The 16,943-nt window shown below is 62.8% G+C and carries 13 protein-coding genes and 2 tRNA genes; 8 read left to right on the plus strand and 7 right to left on the minus strand.

All coding sequences use genetic code 11. The features are described 5' to 3' along the window. Positions 1 to 101: 101 nt before the first annotated feature. Together CWS72_RS01765 and CWS72_RS01770 are read right to left on the minus strand one after the other, a co-directional pair. Positions 102 to 977, minus strand: a complete 876-nt coding sequence (locus CWS72_RS01765; protein ID WP_101248819.1) for an SMP-30/gluconolactonase/LRE family protein — start codon at positions 975 to 977, stop codon at positions 102 to 104. After that, positions 974 to 1,876, minus strand: coding sequence for an aldose 1-epimerase (locus CWS72_RS01770; protein WP_101248820.1), 903 nt, complete (start codon positions 1,874 to 1,876; stop codon positions 974 to 976). Before CWS72_RS01770 ends, CWS72_RS01765 begins: the two co-directional genes overlap by 4 nt. 229 nt (positions 1,877 to 2,105) lie before the next feature. On the opposite strand from CWS72_RS01770, the gene CWS72_RS01775 reads away from it, so the two are divergent. Then, positions 2,106 to 2,182: transfer RNA gene (locus CWS72_RS01775), tRNA-Pro, on the plus strand. Between the two features lie 75 nt (positions 2,183 to 2,257). Here CWS72_RS01775 and CWS72_RS01780 read toward each other — a convergent pair. Beyond that, a complete protein-coding gene (locus CWS72_RS01780; RefSeq protein WP_101248821.1) occupies positions 2,258 to 3,559 on the minus strand; it encodes an MFS transporter in 1,302 nt (433 codons plus the stop codon). Positions 3,560 to 3,978: 419 nt separating this feature from the next. On the opposite strand from CWS72_RS01780, the gene CWS72_RS01785 reads away from it, so the two are divergent. Further along, positions 3,979 to 4,698, plus strand: coding sequence for a response regulator (locus tag CWS72_RS01785; RefSeq protein ID WP_101248822.1), 720 nt, complete (start codon positions 3,979 to 3,981; stop codon positions 4,696 to 4,698). Here CWS72_RS01785 and CWS72_RS01790 read toward each other — a convergent pair. The 4 genes from CWS72_RS01790 to CWS72_RS01805 all read right to left on the minus strand — a co-directional run bounded on the left by CWS72_RS01790 (position 4,637) and on the right by CWS72_RS01805 (position 12,372). Beyond that, positions 4,637 to 7,444: an ATP-binding protein gene (locus CWS72_RS01790; protein ID WP_101248823.1), complete on the minus strand. Its 2,808-nt coding sequence runs from the start codon at positions 7,442 to 7,444 to the stop codon at positions 4,637 to 4,639. The two genes, CWS72_RS01785 and CWS72_RS01790, sit on opposite strands and share 62 nt — an antisense overlap. 352 nt (positions 7,445 to 7,796) lie before the next feature. Next, positions 7,797 to 9,875 (minus strand): methyl-accepting chemotaxis protein, encoded by a 2,079-nt coding sequence (locus CWS72_RS01795; RefSeq protein WP_158240467.1) that lies wholly within the window; start codon positions 9,873 to 9,875, stop codon positions 7,797 to 7,799. A gap of 130 nt (positions 9,876 to 10,005) precedes the next feature. Next, on the minus strand, positions 10,006 to 10,716 hold the full coding sequence (locus CWS72_RS01800; protein WP_101248825.1) for a GntR family transcriptional regulator: 711 nt from the start codon (positions 10,714 to 10,716) through the stop codon (positions 10,006 to 10,008). Between the two features lie 144 nt (positions 10,717 to 10,860). Continuing rightward, a complete protein-coding gene (locus CWS72_RS01805; protein WP_101248908.1) occupies positions 10,861 to 12,372 on the minus strand; it encodes an FAD-dependent oxidoreductase in 1,512 nt (503 codons plus the stop codon). Between the two features lie 258 nt (positions 12,373 to 12,630). On the opposite strand from CWS72_RS01805, the gene tcuA reads away from it, so the two are divergent. From tcuA to CWS72_RS01835, 6 genes are all read left to right on the plus strand, one after another. After that, positions 12,631 to 14,028 carry an FAD-dependent tricarballylate dehydrogenase TcuA gene (gene tcuA / locus CWS72_RS01810; RefSeq protein ID WP_101248826.1) on the plus strand — a complete coding sequence of 466 codons (1,398 nt, stop codon included), beginning with the start codon at positions 12,631 to 12,633 and terminating at the stop codon, positions 14,026 to 14,028. Further along, a complete protein-coding gene (gene tcuB / locus CWS72_RS01815) occupies positions 14,015 to 15,106 on the plus strand; it encodes a tricarballylate utilization 4Fe-4S protein TcuB (protein WP_101248827.1) in 1,092 nt (363 codons plus the stop codon). The genes tcuA and tcuB overlap by 14 nt, the downstream gene beginning before the upstream one ends. A 182-nt stretch (positions 15,107 to 15,288) precedes the next feature. Continuing rightward, the gene (locus CWS72_RS01820; RefSeq protein ID WP_101248828.1) at positions 15,289 to 15,588 is read left to right on the plus strand and encodes an ETC complex I subunit; all 300 of its coding nucleotides are present in this window, start codon (positions 15,289 to 15,291) and stop codon (positions 15,586 to 15,588) included. A 44-nt stretch (positions 15,589 to 15,632) separates the two neighbouring features. After that, positions 15,633 to 15,709, plus strand: a tRNA-Arg gene (locus tag CWS72_RS01825). Positions 15,710 to 15,930: 221 nt separating this feature from the next. After that, positions 15,931 to 16,353 carry an ArsR/SmtB family transcription factor gene (locus CWS72_RS01830; protein ID WP_101248829.1) on the plus strand — a complete coding sequence of 141 codons (423 nt, stop codon included), beginning with the start codon at positions 15,931 to 15,933 and terminating at the stop codon, positions 16,351 to 16,353. Positions 16,354 to 16,438: 85 nt separating this feature from the next. After that, positions 16,439 to 16,897 (plus strand): arsenate reductase ArsC, encoded by a 459-nt coding sequence (locus CWS72_RS01835; RefSeq protein ID WP_101248830.1) that lies wholly within the window; start codon positions 16,439 to 16,441, stop codon positions 16,895 to 16,897. Positions 16,898 to 16,943 lie beyond the last annotated feature (46 nt).

Raw genomic sequence — 16,943 nt, forward strand, 5'->3', positions numbered from 1 at the left:
TGAACGGTATTGCTACCCGCAATTGATGGTTTCCGTGTTCCGATGCATATTTCGCGCTGTTCGTTCGTAAGCCGTCCCGGCGATCCGGCGATCCGGTATTTTCAATCGGCGAATAATGGCTCGGGCAGGCCCGGCGTCTCGATCTCCATGGCGAACAACCCGCCGCTTTCGGGAAATACGGCCAATTCCTCCGGGCTGCGGCCGGCGCGTGCCGTGGTGACGAAAAGAGTGGTCAGGCGGGGCCCGCCGAAGGCGATCATGGTGGGGCAGCGGGCCGGCAGCGAATATTCGGCAAGAAGCTCCGCATCCGGACTATAGCATTGAATGCGCCCCCCCTCGTACAGCGCCGTCCAGTAGCGGCCGGCGGCATCCACCGCGGCTCCGTCCGGTCGGGCGCGGTCGGCCGCCTGGGATGGCAGGCGAATCCAGGGTTCGCGAGGGCCCAGTGTGCCGGAGACGCGATCAAAGGCATACCGGTAAATGGTGAAGGCCGGGGTATCCGCATGGTAGAGCCAGCGATCGTCGGGGCTGAAGGCCAGGCCGTTCGACGTCAGCAGATCGCCCCCCATGGCTTTCAATCCCCGGGCGTCATAGCGGTAGAGATGGGCGTTGCGGCCCGCTTTCGGTTCGTCAAGGGTTCCCGCCCAGAAGCGTCCCGCCCGGTCGCAGCGTCCGTCGTTGAAGCGGCTGCTCGTCCAGTCCTCGGGGTTGTCGGCAAGCTTCGTCAGCGTCTTTCCGTGGGCGTCGAGGCGCCATAGCCCGCTCCGCATTCCGGCGACGAATCCGCCGGACTCGGCCAATCCGATACAGCCGATCTGTTCGGCGACCGGCATCACGGCGGTTTGTCCGGTGCCGGGATCGTAGCGATGAATGGCCTGGCCTTTGATGTTTACCCAGTAGAGGGCCTGCTCGCGCACCGACCAGACCGGGCATTCCCCCAGTTCGGCCTTGGCGTCGACAAGGCAGGAAAAGCTCATGCCAAACGATCCAGGCGGAAGCGGACGCCGCCTTCCAGGGCTTGGCCGGGAGCCAGGACGGCGACGCCATGGCCATCCACGTCCATGCGATTCATGGCGTCGTTCATATGGCTGACCGGTTCGACGCAAAAGAAGTCGCGTTCGGCCGGCGTATAGACGACCAGATGGGAGAATTCGGCGGAGGCCTCGATGGTAAGCCCCAAAGCGTCCTCCGGCCAGACGATGCGCGCGGTGCCGTTCCAGCCGGCGAAGCAATGATCCAGTTCGGCTTCGGCGGGGGACCTGAGCGTCGCAAAGGACCAGGCGGATGGCACGGGTTGCTGTCCGCGAGGCAGTTTGTCCGCGCCATTGAGCCATACACTGGCGGCCTGGAACATCATTTGCGCCTTCGGTGTTCGCCGGAAATAGGGGTGCAGGCCGAAGCCGGCCGGCATGGCCTTGCCGTCGCGGTTCTCGATGCGGAGCGCGATATCCAGTCCGCTTTCGCCCAGGGAGAATGTTTGCGTGGCGACGTAGGAGAACGGCCAGTCGGCCACGCCGTCGCCCCGGGCCTGGTGGTCGAGGGTCAGAACCAGCCGCTTGTCCGTCCGTTCCGTGACGATCCAGGGGGTATACCAGCCGTTGCCATGGATACTGTGGGGTTCGCCGTTGAGATCCGGGCGCAGCGCGTAGGTTTCCTCCCCGAAAGTGAGGCTGGCGCGGGCGATGCGGTTGGAATAGGGGATGAGCGGAAAACAGCCGAGCCGGCGTGCGCTGTGCGCGGCCAGGGCCTCGTCCGGGATGTTGCGAAAAAGGGAAATGCCGTCATGTTGCCAATCAACGATCGCCCCTCCCGTTTCCGGCCAGAGCGTCAGTCGGGACGTGCCGGCGGTCAGGGAGACGAAATCGCTGTTTGTCATCTTTTTCCTAAGCCTCGTTGAGGATTGGCATCACGGGGCAGATCATCGCCCGTTTCGTCGGCAAGGCGAGAAAAATAATCGTGAAAGATCGAATAAAACGTGTATCCCTTCCATCACCGTCGCCGGCATCGGCGGGCCTCGCGGTCGCGCGCCCGCATTGGTTTCCCGGTCCCGCACAGCGGAAAAACCGTTTGCGCTTTTCCTCCAGACCCCATAGAAAAGCCTCTTCCGGGGCGTAGCTCAGCCTGGTAGAGCGCTAGCTTTGGGAGCTAGAAGCCGGAGGTTCGAATCCTCTCGCCCCGACCAAGCTCCCCATATCCGATTCTGACGTTTGGGACTTTCACCGCCCTCCTCGGGCGGAGGGCGGTGTTATCGCGAGGATTACGCCGATTCGTCGGGCAGTAGGGCGCCGACCATCGTGCTGCGGTCGAGCAGCAGCAACGCCACCAGCGTCAGGACCGAGGCCCCGGCCAGATAGTAGCCGACCGCCGACAGTCCATAACCGGTCGCCAGGGTGGTGGCGATATAGGGGGCGAGGGAGGCCCCGAAAATGCCGGCCAGATTGAAGGTGAGGGAGGCGCCGGTGTAGCGGACCATGACCGGAAAGGGCTCGGCGAGCGCCGTGCCCAGCGGACCGTAGGTGAAGCCCATCAGCGAGAAGCCGATGATCAGGAAGGCGAGCACGCCGAAGACGCTGCCCGATCCGAAGATGGGGGCCAGGACAAAGCCGAAAACGACCATCGCCACCGTCGTCCATATCAGCGTGCGGCCATAGCCGACGCGGTCGGCGACGAGGGCCGAGACGGGAATCATCAGGCCGAAGAAGGTGACGCCGATCAACTGCAGCGGCAGGAAGGTCGCCTTTGTGTAGCCGAGAGCCGTGGTGCCCCAATTCAGGGCGAAGACGGTCATGATGTAGAACAGCACGAAAGTGGCGATGGCGCCCACGGTACCGAACAGAAGCAGGCGTTTCTGTTCGGCGAAGACCCGGGCGATCGGCACGCGGACGCGGTCCTGCTTTTCCATGGCTTTGAGGAAATCCGGCGTCTCGGTCAGGCGCAGCCGGACCCACAGGCCCACGAAGACCAGGATCGCCGAGGCGATGAAGGGAACGCGCCATCCCCAGGCGAAGAACGATCCATCGCCCAGGGTCGTCGACAGCAGAATGAAGCTGCCATTGGACAGAATGAAGCCGACCGGCGCCCCCAGTTGCGGGAACATGCCGTACCACGCCCGTTTCCCGGCCGGAGCGTTCTCGGTGGCGAGCAGCACCGCGCCACCCCATTCGCCCCCCAATCCGAGGCCCTGGCCCAGGCGGCACAGGGCCAGCAGCAGCGGCGCGAGGACGCCGACATCGGCATAGGTGGGCAGCAGGCCGATGGCGATCGTCGACAGTCCCATGGTCATCAGGGCGGCGACCAGCGTCGCCTTGCGGCCGATGCGATCGCCGAAATGGCCGAATACCGCCGCGCCGAAGGGCCTGGCGAAGAAGGCGATGGAAAAGGTGGCGAAGGACTGCAATACAGCCGAAGTGGCGTCGGACGTCGGAAAGAACAGCTTCGGGAAAATAATTACAGAAGCGGTCGCATAGATATAAAAGTCAAAAAATTCGATGGTTGTCCCGATCAGACTCGCAAAGAGTATCCGGGCCGGCGAATTCGTCCTGGTCTTGATAACGGTCATGAAAAAATCCCGATGCAGGCGCGAGGGGGTGGTCTCTCCCGCACGATCGACCCCATATGAAAATAGCAGGAGCTGCGAAAATCACATCCCGCTCAAGCTTGTCAAGCCAAGATCCGCGTTATCGACGGATGTTTCGGCTTTTGGGTGGCGGGGATTTCTTCGGAGGCCGTCTCGTTTCCGCTGTCGCCGGTCAAGCCATGGCCCCGGTCGGTCACCCCATATCCATATGCGAAGGGGCGTGTGCATTTGCAATGATCGCGGCCTTCCGCTAAATGTCCGGTCGGTGGCGTTACCGGCGCAAGGAACCTCGAACCCCCTCTTCGTCCCGGTCACGGGCGAATGAGGCATGGCGTTCGGCTATGGTGTAGAGTTTTGTTAACGGGCCGACAACGGCACAGCCCGGCGTAAAAGGGCAGTTTATGGCGGCGAGGCAACATGTAGTGGTGGTCGACGATGATCCGGTGGCGCGGGAGTCGATCGTCGGCTATTTCGAACAGGAAGGTTTCAAGGTCAGTGATGCCGAGAGCTACGCTGGTCTCAAGGCCATTCTGGCGCGCGAGACGGTGGACCTGCTGTTGCTCGATATCCGGTTGCAGGGCGAGGATGGCCTGACCATCATGCGCGAACTGCGCCAGCATTCCGATCTTGCCGTCATCCTGGTTACCGGCCGGACCGAGGAGGTCGACCGTGTCCTGGGGTTGGAACTGGGGGCGGACGACTACGTCACCAAGCCATTCTCGCCGCGCGAGTTGCTGGCCCGCGCCAGAACCGTGCTGCGCCGCCTGGCGGTGGCGACGGCGCAAGCGGGAAAGGGCGAACAGGTGATCCGTTTCGCCGGCTGGCGATTCGAACCGGACCGCCGCCGCCTGACCGCGCCGGGTGGCGAGGATGTCCGTTTGACACGGGGGGAGTTCGAACTTCTCGCGGCGCTGCTGCGCCAGCCGGGCCGGGTGATGTCGCGCGACAGCCTGCTCGACGAAATCAGCCATCGCAACTGGGATCCCAACGACCGCACCATTGATGTGCTGGTGGCCAGGTTGCGCCGCAAGATCGAGGTCGATCCGACGGTTCCGCGGTTCATCGTGACCGAACACGGGGTCGGCTACGTTTTTGCCGAGCGGGTTGATTCGTCCTCTTGACGATCGATTCCCAAATGGCGGAGAGGGCGGCGATGTCGCCCGTCGTCCGGGCGACGATTTGTTGGGCGAGGCGCGCCATTTTTTCGGCATCACCGAGCGCCGCCGCTTTTTCGGTGGCGGCGGCGAGCGCAACCAGGTCATCAAGGCCGACATTGGCCGCCGCGCTTTTGAGGCGATGAGCGCAGGATTCCACGCCGTCCGGATTTCGTGCCGTCATCGCCGCCCGCATTTCGTCAACGAGAGGTGGCGTCGTATCCCGGAAGATCGCGACGATTTTGCCGGCGCGTTCGATGCCGAGATCATCGGCTCGTTCCGTCAACAGCGTGATGGCGCCGCTTTGGGCGGGAGGCGAAAATAGGCTGGTCGTCCGATCGGTGCGCATGGCGTCGGCGACGGCGCGGTCCAACTCCTCCTGTCGGAATGGTTTGCCGAGGAAACCGGTCATCCCGGCGGCAAAGCATTCGGCGGTTCCCGATTGTGATGCGTTGGCCGTCAGGGCGATGATCGGGACGTGACGGCGTGTCGGGTGGGGAAGGGCGCGGATCTGGCGGGTTGCCGAAAGGCCGTCGAGATTGGGCATCGCCAGATCCATCATGATCAGATCGAAATCCCGTTCGGAGGCCAGCGCGACCGCGCCGAGGCCGTCCTGCGCAACGGCGACGGAATGCCCCATCCGTTCGAGCATGGCCCTGGCGACCATGGCGTTCACCTCATTGTCCTCGGCGATCAGGATAGCCAGGCGAGCCGTTCCGGCCAAGGTCTTGGGGCTTTTCATCCGCGGTCGCCGCGTCCGGGCGAAGGGCAGCCTGATGGTGAACGCGCTGCCCAGGCCGGGAGCGCTGACCACCGAAATGTTTCCCTCCATGGCCTCGATGAAGCGCTTGCAGATGGCCAGTCCCAATCCGGTCCCGCCGAACCTGCGGGTAATCGACGAATCGCTCTGGGAGAACGCTTCGAACAGATGGGGAATGGCCTCCGGCGCGATGCCGATGCCCGTGTCGCTTACTTCGAATTCCAGACCGATCCTTTGGGTCCGGGGGGGGCCGGGTTCCGGCTCCGGCGTGAAAAGCCGAACATGCAAGGCGACCCGTCCCGAAGGGGTGAACTTCACCGCGTTGCCGATCAGATTGAGCAGGATTTGGCTGAGTTTCGCCGGATCTCCGCGCAGCAATGCGGGAAGACGCGCCGGCAGCGTCTTATCGAAGGCGACCCGTTTCATGGCGGCCTGCGGCGCCATCGTCGCGCATACGGTATCGACCACCTCTTGCGGGCAGAAGGCCACGCTTTCCAGATGGAGCTGTCCGGCTTCGATTTTCGAATAATCGAGAATGTCGTTGAGAACCGAGAAAAGAAGATTTCCCGAATCGGCGATCGCGTTCAGCCATTCCCGCTGTTGGGACGACAGCGGGCTTTGGCGGAGCAGTTGGACCATCCCGAGCACGCCGTTGAGCGGCGTGCGGACCTCATGGCTCATCGTGGCCAGGAAGTCCGATTTCGCCTTGCTGACCAAGTTCGTTTTTTCGATTTCGGCCTTGCGCGCCTCGTCGAGACGTGTCTGCAACCGTTCCGCCGTCAGAGCGCCGATCCGCAGATTTTCCAGCGCGCCGGCCATGGCCGCCAACTCGTCGGGGAAGGGCATGGGGGGCACCGGTTCGGCGAAATCGCGGTGGGACAGCCGCCCGATCACCGCCACCAACGTCGCCATCGGTCCGGATAGCCGGTGCCGGATGGCCAGCACGATCACCGCGCCAAGAAAGAGGACGATACCCAGCAATGCCATGGCGCCGATGAACAGCAGCAACGCCGTGGTTTTCTGCTCCTGGGCATGATCGATGGCGAGGTCGAGCGCGTCATAGCCCACCTTGAGGATGGCGCCATAGGCGGAAACGCACATGTTGGACCAATCGGCCGCGGGCATCGCCGGATTGGGCGAACCGTCGAGGCCCAGAATGACGGCGTCCATCTTTCGCTGAATTTCCGCGGTCTTTTGCCGCCCTTCGGCGACGTCGGCGATCAACTGCGGGGCGGCGCCGCTTCTTTTCAGATAACTGTCCAGGGTGCGCCATTGCGTGAGATAGGCGTCGACATCCTGACGCCAGATCACGAACGCACTTTGGGAAAGCGGCTGATTTCTTTGAATTTCCCCCCTGAGATCCGAGCAGGGTCTGCCGTAGCGATCACGGATGGCATAGGAGACCCGGCGGACCTCGACCAGTTCGGCGACGGTGGTGTCGAGCATGCGGACGGTATTGCCGACGGCGACGGAGGCGTCGGTGATTCTTGCCGCCAAAGTGAAGATCGCTTGGCGCCAGGGCTCGATGACGGCGATATCGCGGGTATCGAGCGGGCGGGACATCAGCTCTCCGACGAGGACATGCCGATGCTGCAAATTCCGATAGGCCTCATCCATGGCGGCCATCAGTCTGCCGCGTTCGGGAATATCGGCATTGGCCATGGCGGCTGCGGCACTCAGATAGGCGAAATCAACCTTATGCGTCGATTCCGTGATCCGCCGCCGTGGGTCGTCCAGGGACAGAAGCGCGACGCCGTGGGTTCCCACCTCGAAACGGATGGTGGTGACCGCGTTGAACAGAACCCGATCGGTCTCGGTGAGTTGCAGGATGCGGCTGGCTTCCCGGTAGGCCCGCCACTCGACGGCGGCGCCATAGAGAGCGGCCGCCAGGAGAGCTGAAATGGAGGCCCATTGAAAAAACAGGATCAGCTTGGCGATGGAGCTTTTGAACATTCGCTGCTCTGGGTCGAGTGCGGGAAAAGTCAAAATATGGCCGGCATTTCCTCAGGCGTCGTCGTTTTATATCGGCAAACAGGGCAGGGCGCCGGCGTCCGTTGCTCGGATAAGCCCTCGCCCCTTGTGGGAGAGGGCGGCGAGCGTAAGCGAGCGGGTGAGGGGTGAGCGCGTCTGCGCGACATAAAGACTTGTTTGTTTCTGCACACTTTTTCCGCGCTCCCGCGCGTAAGTCCCCTCACCCAACTCGCTTCGCTCGTCCCCTCTCCCGCAAAGCGGGCGAGGGGATATTTTTCTTATCCACAGCATCTGTGGGCGTCCCCGCCGGCGCCACCGAAGGATTGGCCCGGCCTCAGCTGCGCACGTCGGTCAGGAAACCGTTGATGCTGGCGGTCAATTCGGTTGCCCGGCTTTCCAGGCCGTGCATGGCGCTCGCCAAGGCGCGTGATGCCGCTTCCGCCTTGTTGACGATCTCGGTCACGCCGTCCACCGCCGTCGAGGCGTCTTCCGTGCTGGTTGCCGCAAGTTGGATGTTGCGGGCGATTTCCATCGTCGCCGCCCCCTGTTCCTCGACGGCGGAAGCGATGGCGGTGCTGATCTGGTTCATGGTTTGAATGGTCTCGCTGACCTCGCCGATGCTGTCCACGGTATCTTTGGTTAAGGATTGGACCACCCCGATCTGGCCGCTGATCTCCTCGGTGGCACGAGCGGTCTGGCTGGCCAGATTTTTGACTTCTCCGGCAACCACGGCGAAGCCTTTGCCTGCTTCTCCGGCCCTGGCCGCCTCGATGGTGGCGTTCAAGGCCAGCAGGTTGGTCTGGCTGGCGATGTCGGTGATCAGATTGACGACCTCGCCGATCCGGCTGGCGGCATCGGCCAGTCCCTTGATGCGGTCGTTCGCCTTGTCCGTTTCCGCCACCGCCTTCTTGGATATTTCGGCGGCGTGGGAGACCTGGGTGCCGATTTCCGTTATCGAACCTGACAATTCCTCGGTGGCGGCGGCGACGGTTTGCACGCTGGCCGAGGCCGTCCGCGCCGATTCTCCGGCCAGGCCGGCAGAATTCAGCGTTTCCCGGGCCATGTTCTCGCTGGCCGAGGATTGTTTGATGGCATCCTTCGCCGCTCCGTCCATCAGGTGGATCAGTTCGGTGCTGGCAATGCCGAAATCCGAGCAAATGCGATCGATCTTCTCGGCGTGACGTTCCTTGGCCAGATGTTCCTCCTCGGTCTTTCTGGCCAGGGCGGCCGCGTTTTCCGCGTTGTGCCGCAAAATTTCAATGGCGCCTGCGAGGGCGCCGATCTCATCGCCGCGTTCTCCATAGGGAACGGTGATGCCGTGGTTGCCTTCGGCCAGTCGTTCGATGGTTCCGGCGAGGACGGTCAGGGCGGCGACCACCCTCCGTCCAAAGGCGAAGCCGACTGCCAGAATGACCAGCAGAACCGCGATCAGCACTCCGCCGGTCAGCAGCAAAGTGGTTCCCGCCGTCCTCCGTGCGGCGTCCGCGCGCTCCAGGGCGATGTCGAACGCGGTGTCGCGAACCGCGTTGACCTCGGCCAGATTGGCGATGTTCTGCCGGCGGAAGGCGGGAATGTCGATGCCGTATTGACCATCGGCGCGGGCTGCCGCCAGCACGGGCGCGTAAAGCTGGTCATTACCGGTGCGGAATTTCCTGTCGACCGTTTCGAGCGCCTGGACCAGGGCGGCGGGCTTTCCGGCTTGTTCGACCATGAAGGAAATCCGTTTCCAGGTCTGGTCCATGGCGCCTTTCAATTCGGCGATGGTCGACAGTGTCTCGAAGGGGGCCGGGCGTCCGGAAACCAGCGTGCCGACGACGTTGATGCTGCGGTTTCCGGCCAGCGACCGGAAATCCATGCCCAGGCGGGCGATCGCCACCAGATCGCCGACCTCGTTCGAGGCGTCGGCGATATGCCGCTCCTCTCGGTCCATGACCGGGGTGGCGGCATTCATGGCCGAAACCATGGTCGCGGCGAAGCTGCCGAGAAGGGCCGGGTCGCGTTCCGCTTTGGGGCGTTGCACCGCGAGGCCGACCGAGGCGTTGAGGGCATCGATTTTCTTGTCGATGTCATTGACCGTGGCGGCCATCTCCCGGGCGCCCGCGGTTTGCAGGGCCTGGGTCAGGGCGACGGCCTGTTCCATCGCGGCCTTGGTGTTCCGTGCTTCGCTCGCCATGCTTGCGCGCATCGCTTCGCTGGCCGGAGCCTCGGAGAGCATCGAAACATTGATATTGCCCCGTTGGACCGCGAAGATTTCGACCGCGCGGGCCAAAGCCGCCAAAGCGGCGGCTTCGTCGCGGGCTTGTCCGTTACCGACGTAGACACCCCATAAATTGCCGAGGATCCAAAGACCTCCGGCCAGTGAGGCGAGAGTCGGGACTGCCAGGGCGGCAATAAAAAATGTTTTGATCCGCACGAAATTCACCAAAATAATAATAGCAGTATCGCTAAAATCCGCTGGTGCCGTCATCGATGTCAATAATATTATTGAGGAATAATGTTAATGCGGTTAACGTCATTAACATTTCAATGATCTACTTATGATTTTATGAATCGAGGGCTGTTCTTGGTTGACGATGGCGTCCGTTGCTGTCCGCGTAAAGTTGAAATTGAAGCTCCATGCGGGCCCGCTGAGCTTCGCGGATATGGAAGCGCGCCGCTTGCTCGGCATGGTCCGGGCTGCGTTTCTGAATGGCGAGAACGATCGCCTGATGTTCGATGTCGGCGGCGGCCGGCCGGCCGGACACGGCGAAGGTGGTGTCGCGCAACAACGCCATGGCGTCGCGCAGTTCGTTCAGGGTTTGCAGCAAATATCGATTGTGAGCCGCGTCGTAGATGGTCTGATGAAGAAGGCGATTGAGATAGGCCACCTTCTCCGAATCCTCGCCGGCCGTGCGTAATTCCTCGAGAAGTCGGCTCATCGTATCGATTTCCGCCGGCGAGGCATGTTGGGCGGCCAGACCGGCGGCGGCGCCTTCGAGCATTTCGCGCATGGCGTAAAGCTCGACCATCTGTTGTTTGTTCAATTCCACGACGACTAGGCCGCGGCCGCTCGCCAGTTCCAAAAGCCCCCGCTCCGACAGGCGATGCAACGCTTCGCGGACCGGCGTGCGGCTGACCCCCAGAGCCCTGGCGATCTCGTCCTCGCGGACGCGTTCCCCGGGCCGGTATTTGCCGCTTTGAATGGCGTCTCGCAGAACGCAATAGACATATTCCCCGCGGGATGCGTTGCGATATTCTTCCGGAATGTCGGTCATCGGCTCTTCTAGCATGTCGATCGGTCGCTCGTGATTGTTGCGTAGGGGGACCGGCCTCATGGAAATTGCGGCCGCTCTCGTGGCGTTTCGTGGCCCGATGTCACGCGGGCTCAGTACATCGAAACATCCTGATGTTTCAATGCATCAGCATGTTTCCGGCTCTTGTTGCGCTTCTCTCGCGGCGTCGGTCACGGCGAAGGCCGCGTTGCGGCCGGCTCGACGACCCGAGGTGAACGCCCAGCCCAGATGATGTCCATATCCGCTCAGCAGCAGTCCTCCCTGACCAGCCGATCCAGCGGCGAAAAGGCCAGGAATGGGGTGGTCGTCCGGTCCCAGGACTTCCAGGCGCGGCGTGACCGCGAGGCCGCCTTCGGCGTGTACGAAGAACGAACGCACCGGTCCCAGGGCGAAGTAGGGGCCTGTCCGCAGGATACGCCGGTTCGCCCCGGCGTCATCGGATTCGATGGTCGCCCGAAGTATCGCGGGCGCCATGCCGCAGATCCGGGCCAGTTCCTCGATACTGTCCGCCTTGCGACAGATGTCGCGGCGATTGCGCCGGTAATCGGGCAGGTAGGCGTAGCCGATGCCGGGGGCGGTGGATATATGGTGGGGCCAGGCTGAGAATTTTTTCGCCAGAGTCCCATCGAGAATGATGAAAGCCTGCCCGCCCGGTTGTTGGACGATGGTGTAGGGGATGCGCTCCACCGGCCCCTTGACGGCCGATCCGTCCGAGGAGACCAGCAATGCCCCCTCTTCGAAAAGATGGGCCGACGGAGCAAGCGCGGTGGTCAGGGAACTCATGATGAAGGGGCGCAACAGCGGCAAGGGAAGCCGGTTCATCGCCCATGCCAAGGCGCCGGCGAGGGCGCGGTAGGGCGGCAGCCGGGTGAGGAACCCCGGCCGCGCCGGCGGTGGAAATCGCATTTCGGGGCCAAGCGCCAAATCGCCGTTGACCACCCGGGCCCCGACGCGCATGCCCATGATCTGGCCGTCCCCGGTGGCGGTTCGGTTGAGCGCCTCGATTTTCGCGGCCTCATCCGAAATGAAACGGATCTTGAGGGACGGGCTGTTGGTGAAATCTCCGGTGGCAAGGACGATGCCGCCCCGCGCCCGAACCTCGTGATACCCCTGGTTATCCGAGACGCGCACGCCTGTTACGCGTCCCTCCTCGATCATCAGTTCGTTGACCTTGCTGTTGTAATGAATGACGACGCCGGAGCGTCTGGCGTGGCGTTCGAGCTGGTAGATGTAGGCGGTGGAGTTGGGCAGCGCCGCATGCAGCCGCGGCCGGCTCTGCGGCGTTTCGCCCAGGGGGCCGAAAAAGCGGATGCCCTTGTCGAGGAGCCAGCGGAAGGTGTCGGGAAGATCCTCGCAGAACACGGCCCGCAGTTCGTCGTTGTCGCGTGCCGCCAAGTTTCCGGAAAGTTTGGCCATATCAAGGAAATGATCGCGCGGACAGTCGCGAATGCCCTTGCGGATCTGGTGCGGCGTGACGCTGGCGCTGATCGAGCCGACCGCCCATGCCGTCGACCCGCCTAGGGAGCGGTTCTTTTCCATCAAAAGAACGGAACGTCCCAATTCCCGTGCCTCGATGGCGGCGGCCAGGCCGGCGCCGCCGCCGCCGATCACCAGGACATCCCACGTTTCCGTCACCATTCCGGTTGCCGTCTCATCTCGTCGGCCGCTTGTCATGCAGTGTCATCCGGATCCCTGTGACCTTAAGTTGTAAAATACCATCGTATACAATGGTGTTCTATCGGTTTGTCATGCTCGCATGACGTGTTGACGCTATTTGTATATCAATGTATACAATCGTCGACAGAAACGGGGCGGCGCCATCCAGAAGGCCTGTGCTCCGGGACGCGACCGCGACTGGCTGAGCATCCATCAGCCTCTGACAATGGGACCCTGGGGATGACCGATCTTTCGAAACCTTATGACGTCTTGGTGGTCGGCGGCGGCAACGCGGCCCTTTGCGCGGCGATCTCCGCCCGCGAAGCGGGGGCCAGCGTACTGATCCTCGAACATGCGCCGAAGGCCTTCCGCGGCGGCAACAGCCGGCATACCCGCAATTTGCGGACGATGCACCAGGCGCCCACCGCGACGCTGACCGAGGCCTATCTGGAAGAGGAATATTGGGAAGACCTGCGGCGGGTCACCGGCGGCGAGACCAACGAGGAATTGGCCCGCCTCACCATTCGCTCCACCGCCGACGCCCTGCCCTGGATGGAGGAGCATGGCGTCTGTTTCCAGCCTTCCTTGAGCGGGACGCTCAGTCTGTCGCGCACCAACGCCTTCTTTCTTGGTGGCGGCAAGGCTCTGGTCAACGCCTATTATCTGACGGCCGAGCGGATGGGGATCGACATCCTCTATGATACTGAAGTGACCCATCTCGCCCTTGAGGATGGGGAAATCCGTTCGGCGACCATCACCTGCCGCGGTTTTCCCGAAACCGTCAGGGCGCGGACGGTGGTCGCCGCCTCGGGCGGGTTCCAGGCCAACATCGGCTGGCTGAGGCGTTATTGGGGCGAAGCCGCCGACAATTTCCTCATTCGCGGCACCTCCTACGCGCAAGGGAAAATTCTCGCCGATCTGTCGGAGCAGGGGGTGATGACGGCGGGCGATCCCAAGCAATGCCATGCCGTCGCCATCGACGCGCGAGCGCCGAAAATGGACGGCGGCATCGTGACCCGCCTCGATTGCGTGCCCTTCAGTATCGTGGTCAACCGCAATGCCCAGCGGTTCTATGACGAGGGCGAGGATTTCTGGCCGAAGCGCTATGCCATCTGGGGCCGGTTGGTTGCCCAGCAGGAGGCGCAGATCGGCTATTCCATCATCGATGCCAAATGCATCGAGCTTTTCATGCCTTCGGTGTTTCCCCCGGTGAAAGCCGACACTATCGCCGAACTGGCGGTCAAGCTGGGGCTGGAGCCTGGCGCCCTGGAGAAGACCGTCGCCGACTACAACGAGGCCGTGCGGCCGGGGACCTTCGATCACCGGGTTTTGGACGATTGCCGGACGGATGGCCTGTCGCCGCCGAAGACCCATTGGGCGCGGCGCATCGACACGCCGCCCTTCTACGGTTATCCGCTGCGTCCCGGCATCACCTTCACCTATCTGGGGGTGAAGGTCGACGAACGGGCCCGCGTGATGCTGAGCGACGGCAGGCCCACCGCCAATCTGTTCGCCGCCGGGGAAATCATGGCCGGCAATATCCTGGGACGCGGCTATCTGGCCGGCATCGGGATGGCCATCGGGACGGTTTTTGGTCTGATCGCCGGCAGGGAGGCCGCGAAGCATGCGCACAACTGACAGCCTGCTGGAGGCTCGCCGCGAGCTCGAAATCTGCAACGCCTGCCGCTATTGCGAAGGCTTCTGCGCGGTCTTTCCGGCCATGGAACTGCGCCGCGTCTTCAACAATGGCGACCTCAGCTATCTGGCCAATCTCTGCCACAATTGCCGGGGGTGCTACTACGCCTGCCAATATGCTCCGCCGCACGAATTCGGCATCAATATGCCGAGGACCTTCGCCGAGTTGCGGGCCGAGACCTACGAGGAATACGCTTGGCCGGGTTTCCTGGCGGGGGCCTTCCGCCGTAACGGCGCCGTCATCGCGATTCTGACCGCCCTGTGCCTGGCCGGCGTTCTCATAGCCGCCGCGCTTTTCCAATCCCCGGCGGTTCTGTTCGGTTCGCATGCCGGACCGGGTGCGTTCTACGCGGTGATTCCCCATGGCGTGATGGTGGCCGTGGCCGGCGTGACCGGGCTTTTCGCGCTTTTCGCCCTTCTGGTCGGGTTCATTCGTTTCTGGAGCGACATCGGCGGTCGGGCGGGCGATTTTTTCCGCCCCGCACCCTTGGCCCGTGCCCTGGGCGATATCCTGACCTTGCGCAATCTGGGCGAGGAGCATGGCTGCAACGACCAGGACGAGGCCTTCTCCTCCCTGCGCCGCCGGTTCCACCATGCGCTGTTTTACGGTTTCCTGGCCTGCTTCGCCTCGACCGCGACGGCCACATTTTACGAATATGGCCTGTCGATGATTTCGCCCTTCCATCTGTTCAGCCTGCCCGTGGTGCTGGGCACGGTGGGCGGCATCGGCATCGTCGTCGGTTGTGCCGGCATGCTGTGGCTCAAAATGGCCAGCGACCAGGCGCCCGGCGCCCGTCGCCTGTTGGGCGGCGACGTCGCCTTCGTCCTGCTGCTCGCCTTGTCCTCGGTCAGCGGACTGACCTTGCTGGCCCTGCGCGGAACATCGGGCATGGGCATCACCCTGGCCCTGCATCTGGGGTTCGTCCTGACGTTGTTCCTGTCGCTGCCTTACAGCAAGTTCGTCCATGCCATCTATCGGGCGGGCGCCTTGCTGCGCTATGCCCTGGAAAGGCGGTCGTAAGGGGCGAAATCTCCATCTTCGCTGACGGACAGGGCTGAACGTGAGCCGCGGGCACCTCTTACGACGCCCGGACCAGACGTTAACCTGAACAGGTTGCCCTTGGTCCCCTGCAAGACGCGTTGAAGGATTGCCAAGGGTATGGTAACCCATGGATCCGTTTCGAGGCGAAGAGGGAGTTCGGCATGTCCAAGGTCCGCATCTATCGTCCGGCCAAGAGCGCCATGCAGTCCGGGCGCGCCAACAGCCGGCAATGGATTGTCGAGTTCGAGCCGTCCGATCGCAAGGAACCCGATCCCCTGATGGGGTGGAACGGTTCGCATGATACCTTGGCCCAGTTGCGGATGCGCTTCGCCACCAGGGAGGACGCCGTCGCCTTCGCCGAGCGTGAAGGGCTGGCTTACGACGTGGCCGACGAGCGTCCGCTGAAACAGGTGAAGCCTAAAAGCTACGCCGATAATTTCCGCTTCGACCGGGTCGTCTGATCCGGATCGCTCCTCCGGCCCGGTTTCAGGCCGGAAGGTCCCGCGGCCCCGTAGCTCAGTTGGATAGAGCACTCGCCTTCTAAGCGAGTTGTCGCTGGTTCGAATCCAGCCGGGGTCGCCAATCTTTTTTGTCCTTTTCTACAATCGGCGGCGACCGCGTTCGAGCCTTGATCGGCAAACGCCGGAACTCGCCGATTTTCAGCGTCCTTCCGGTCGCCTACTGCCTTCCTGAAGGGCGCTGACCGGGCCTCCACTGCGCCGGAACCTGGATCTCGTTGACAGGGAGTGTCTTTAAGACCATCATTTCGTCAGTTATCGAAATGACGATGGTGATCTCCCTTCATGCTTGAAACCTTTGAAACCGTTTCCAAAGCCGTTGCCGATCCCAGCCGGGTGCGCATCCTGAAGCTTCTGGAAGGCGGCGAGCTGTGCGTCTGCCAGGTTACCGCCGTGTTGGATCTCGCGCCCGCCACCGTTTCGAAGCATCTGGCCATGCTGAAAATCGCGGGATTGCTCCAACAACGCCGGGACGGCAAGTGGGTCTACTACCGGCTGGCTGAACGGGAACTCAATCCTTGCGCCCGCAAATTCCTGGGCCTGATCGGCGGATGTCTCAATGAGGATCCGACCATCGAGGAAGACCGCCGGATGCTGGCCTTGGTCAACGCGGTTCCGGTGCAGGTTCTTTGCAACGAAGGGCGCGCCGCTCTCGCTTCGAACGCTCCGGCCTCCAAGGCGCCATCCTGCTGCGGAGGGCCTTCGTGAGCGCGAAGCCTTCGCCGGGACGATATCGGCCGAGCCCCCAGAGACCACCGAACCCCTGAAAACCTTAGAAGGATCGACAGCGATCATGACCGACAAACCCATCAATGTTCTCGTCCTTTGCACCGGGAACAGCGCGCGCAGCGTCCTGGGCGAATGCCTGATCAATCGCCTGGGGGGAGGCAAGTGGAAGGCCTACAGCGCCGGCAGTCATCCGACCGGGCGGGTCAACCCGTTTTCCATCGAAGTGCTCAAGGAGAATGGATATTCCACCGAAGGGCTGCGCTCGAAATCGTGGGACGAATTCGCCCTGCCGGACGCGCCCAGGATGGATCTGGTGATTACCGTCTGCGACAACGCCGCCGGTGAGGTCTGCCCGATCTGGCCGGGCCATCCCTCCAAGGTCCATATCGGTTTCCCCGATCCCGCCCATGCCCAGGGCACGCACCAGGAACGGCTGGCAGAGTTCCGCAAGGTCTACGCCATGATCGAAACCAAAATCCGCAAGCTGATCGATGTCGGTCCGGAACGCGCGGGAGAAGTTTGATGTCAAGACGGGATGTCGTCACGAAGGGGGCCGCCGCCAAGGCCCC

The organism is Telmatospirillum siberiense (genome assembly GCF_002845745.1).
Classification (GTDB): Bacteria; Pseudomonadota; Alphaproteobacteria; order Rhodospirillales; family Magnetospirillaceae; genus Telmatospirillum; species Telmatospirillum siberiense.

What these genes read in the sequence shown, in the direction of transcription:
- CWS72_RS01765 (WP_101248819.1), bottom strand. Translation starts at nt 977, where the DNA reads ATGAGCTTTTCCTGCCTTGTCGACGCCAAGGCCGAACTGGGGGAATGC.
- CWS72_RS01770 (WP_101248820.1), bottom strand. Translation starts at nt 1,876, where the DNA reads ATGACAAACAGCGATTTCGTCTCCCTGACCGCCGGCACGTCCCGACTG.
- CWS72_RS01780 (WP_101248821.1), bottom strand. Translation starts at nt 3,559, where the DNA reads ATGACCGTTATCAAGACCAGGACGAATTCGCCGGCCCGGATACTCTTT.
- CWS72_RS01785 (WP_101248822.1), top strand. Translation starts at nt 3,979, where the DNA reads ATGGCGGCGAGGCAACATGTAGTGGTGGTCGACGATGATCCGGTGGCG.
- CWS72_RS01790 (WP_101248823.1), bottom strand. Translation starts at nt 7,444, where the DNA reads ATGTTCAAAAGCTCCATCGCCAAGCTGATCCTGTTTTTTCAATGGGCC.
- CWS72_RS01800 (WP_101248825.1), bottom strand. Translation starts at nt 10,716, where the DNA reads ATGACCGACATTCCGGAAGAATATCGCAACGCATCCCGCGGGGAATAT.
- CWS72_RS01805 (WP_101248908.1), bottom strand. Translation starts at nt 12,372, where the DNA reads ATGGTGACGGAAACGTGGGATGTCCTGGTGATCGGCGGCGGCGGCGCC.
- tcuA (WP_101248826.1), top strand. Translation starts at nt 12,631, where the DNA reads ATGACCGATCTTTCGAAACCTTATGACGTCTTGGTGGTCGGCGGCGGC.
- tcuB (WP_101248827.1), top strand. Translation starts at nt 14,015, where the DNA reads ATGCGCACAACTGACAGCCTGCTGGAGGCTCGCCGCGAGCTCGAAATC.
- CWS72_RS01820 (WP_101248828.1), top strand. Translation starts at nt 15,289, where the DNA reads ATGTCCAAGGTCCGCATCTATCGTCCGGCCAAGAGCGCCATGCAGTCC.
- CWS72_RS01830 (WP_101248829.1), top strand. Translation starts at nt 15,931, where the DNA reads ATGCTTGAAACCTTTGAAACCGTTTCCAAAGCCGTTGCCGATCCCAGC.
- CWS72_RS01835 (WP_101248830.1), top strand. Translation starts at nt 16,439, where the DNA reads ATGACCGACAAACCCATCAATGTTCTCGTCCTTTGCACCGGGAACAGC.